The 2319-nt window shown below is 58.7% G+C and carries 1 pseudogene; it reads left to right on the top strand.

What is annotated here, in order from left to right:
- Nucleotides 1-2319: pseudogene (infB, locus tag ACIOVB_RS27445) on the top strand (translation initiation factor IF-2); the annotation flags it as partial.

Here is a 2319-nt window from a genome sequence, read left to right as displayed (position 1 = left end):
ACTGACAGTGAGAAGCAATCCCTGCTGACTCACTTGAAGAGCAGTCACAAGGCGAAAGTGGAAGAACCACGCAAGATCACGCTGCAGCGTAAAACCACCAGCACCCTGCGTGTGGCTGGTAGCAAAAGCATCAGCGTTGAAGTTCGCAAAAAGAAAGTTTTCGTACAGCGCAGCCCGGAAGAAATCGAAGCCGAGCGCAAGCGTGAACTGGATGAGCGTCGCGCAGTAGAAAATGCTACGCGCCAGAAGGCTGAAGAAGAAGCCAAGCAGCGCGCCGAAGAAGAAGCGCGCCGCCAGCCTGCTGCTGCGCAAACTGCTACCAACGACGCCGTTTCGGCGCCGGCTGCAGTTGCCGAACCAGTACGCGAAAGCGCACCGGTAGCCGCTGCTCCAGCACCGTCTGCTGACGTTCGTAACAAGCAGAACGAACAGCGCCGTCCGGACAAACCACGTGCCGATGACAACAATCGTCGCAGTGGCGGTGGTGATGGCGAGCGTAAAAACGCTCCGCATCGCGCATCGGTCAAAGAGAAAGCGCCAGCACCACGTGTCGCGCCACGTACTACCGACGAAGAAAGCGATGGCTTCCGTCGTGGTGGTCGCGGCAAGGCCAAGCTGAAGAAGCGCAACGCTCACGGTTTCCAGAGCCCAACCGGCCCTGTCGTGCGTGATGTGCAGATCGGCGAGACCATCACCGTTGGCGATCTCGCCAATCAGATGTCGGTCTAGGCTGCTGAATTCATCAAGTTCATGTTCAACCGGGGGACTCCAGCGACCATCAACCAGGTGCTTGATCAGGAAACTGCTCAGCTGGTAGCCGAAGAGCTGGGCCACAAAGTGACCCTGGTCAGCGACACCGCCTTGGAAGATTCCCTGGCCGAGTCCCTGAAGTTTGAAGGTGAGTCGTTCTCCCGTGCACCAGTCGTGACCGTAATGGGCCACGTTGACCACGGTAAGACCTCGCTGCTCGACTACATCCGTCGTGCCAAGGTTGCTGCTGGCGAAGCCGGCGGTATCACCCAGCACATCGGTGCGTACCACGTTGAAACCGAACGCGGCATGGTCACTTTCCTCGACACCCCGGGTCACGCCGCGTTTACCGCAATGCGTGCCCGTGGTGCCAAGGCGACCGACATCGTGATTCTGGTCGTTGCAGCCGATGACGGCGTAATGCCGCAGACCATTGAAGCTGTTCAGCACGCAGTAGCGGCTGGCGTTCCACTGGTGGTTGCAGTGAACAAGATCGACAAGCCGGGCGCTGATCTTGATCGCATCCGTAGTGAGCTGTCGGTTCACGGCGTGACGTCGGAAGAGTGGGGCGGTGATACGCCGTTCGTACCGGTTTCGGCGAAAGTCGGTACTGGCGTGGACGAACTGCTCGAAGCTGTTCTGCTGCAAGCCGAAGTTCTCGAACTGAAAGCGACCCCATCGGCTCCTGGCCGTGGTGTTGTGGTTGAATCGCGTCTCGACAAAGGTCGTGGCCCGGTTGCAACCGTTCTGGTTCAAGACGGTACCCTGCGCCAAGGCGACATGGTTCTGGTCGGTTCGAACTATGGCCGCGTTCGCGCCATGCTCGACGAGAACGGCAAGCCAATCAAGGAAGCCGGTCCTTCCATCCCTGTCGAGATCCTCGGCCTGGACGGTACCCCGGACGCTGGCGACGAGATGAGCGTAGTTGCAGACGAGAAGAAAGCCCGTGAAGTGGCTCTGTTCCGTCAAGGCAAGTTCCGCGAAGTCAAACTGGCTCGCGCTCACGCCGGCAAGCTGGAAAACATCTTCGAAAACATGGGTCAGGCAGAGAAGAAGACGCTCAACATCGTCCTCAAATCCGACGTCCGTGGTTCGCTGGAAGCTTTGCAGGGCGCTCTGAATGGCCTGGGCAACGACGAAGTGCAAGTGCGCGTAGTCGGCGGCGGTGTCGGTGGTATCACCGAATCCGACGCTAACCTGGCACTGGCTTCCAACGCTGTACTGTTTGGCTTCAACGTGCGTGCCGATGCTGGCGCTCGCAAGATCGTCGAGCAGGAAGGTCTGGATATGCGTTACTACAACGTGATCTACGACATCATCGAAGACGTCAAGAAAGCCCTGACCGGTATGCTCGGCAGCGATGTTCGCGAGAACATCCTGGGTATCGCCGAAGTGCGTGACGTGTTCCGTTCGCCGAAGTTTGGCGCGATCGCAGGCTGCATGGTGATCGAAGGTGTTGTGCACCGTAACCGTCCGATCCGTGTACTGCGTGAAGACATCGTTATCTTCGAAGGCGAGCTGGAATCCCTGCGCCGCTTCAAGGATGACGCTTCCGAAGTACGTGCCGGC

The sequence above is a fragment of the Pseudomonas sp. NPDC087639 genome, from assembly GCF_044743385.1.
GTDB lineage: Bacteria > Pseudomonadota > Gammaproteobacteria > Pseudomonadales > Pseudomonadaceae > Aquipseudomonas.
This window is presented reverse-complemented; position numbering and strand designations above follow the sequence as displayed.